Origin of the sequence: Vibrio sp. 10N.222.55.C6 (assembly GCF_041473395.1) — a bacterium.
In the GTDB taxonomy this organism is placed as follows: domain Bacteria; phylum Pseudomonadota; class Gammaproteobacteria; order Enterobacterales; family Vibrionaceae; genus Vibrio; species Vibrio crassostreae_C.
This window is the reverse complement of record NZ_JBFRSD010000398.1, coordinates 1-571: the sequence shown is the minus strand read 5'-3', so window position 1 is coordinate 571 and position 571 is coordinate 1. Positions and strand designations below refer to the sequence as shown.

General features: G+C 38.7%; 2 protein-coding genes. Both read right to left on the bottom strand.

What is annotated here, in order from left to right:
* Positions 1-130 precede the first annotated feature (130 nt).
* On the bottom strand, positions 131-226 hold the full coding sequence (locus tag AB4486_RS24300; RefSeq protein WP_261382846.1) for a hypothetical protein: 96 nt from the start codon (positions 224-226) through the stop codon (positions 131-133).
* A complete protein-coding gene (locus AB4486_RS24295; RefSeq protein WP_016793461.1) occupies positions 214-372 on the bottom strand; it encodes a hypothetical protein in 159 nt (52 codons plus the stop codon). Before AB4486_RS24295 ends, AB4486_RS24300 begins: the two co-directional genes overlap by 13 nt.
* Positions 373-571: the final 199 nt, after the last annotated feature.

Below are 571 nucleotides of genomic sequence, written 5' to 3'. Positions count from 1 at the left end.
CCATTTAATGGACATGCTCCAGCAAAACTAGTAAAACCATAATCATTCTTATACTGGGTAGCTTCCTTTGGTTGCCAGCATCCGTCGGTAAGGTAGTCACGTCGCCGGGTAAGTTAACTACTTGTCAATGCTAGAAACCTGAACCCGTAGGTGCATCAGGGTCATAAGCTGTGACTACAAAGCTCTGTGTGCTTTCTGGTGTATTTGACCAACTTAATTGAGGTATTGTTTGCCAAATCCAGAGAAAGCTTGCTGGATGCTTAATTGTCTACCTTCTGAAATATCCTTACTGGACAAAGTAAAATCAGCCGCGAAAGCGCTTGAAGATACAACACCAAATAATGCAAAAGTTGTGATAAGTTTCTTAAACATGGTGTTCTCCTTTGCTATTTAACACAAGCTTAAGAAAAATGAGGTAACATCACTTCCTCACGACACTCAGGTTCTATCATAATTCGCTCAATTAAATTCATTTAAAACAAGAATGATAAATATAATCACGGGCAAGCAAACCTTAAGAAATAACTAGTCAAACGAAACCATGGTTCCAATGACCAACTATCTTGTATAG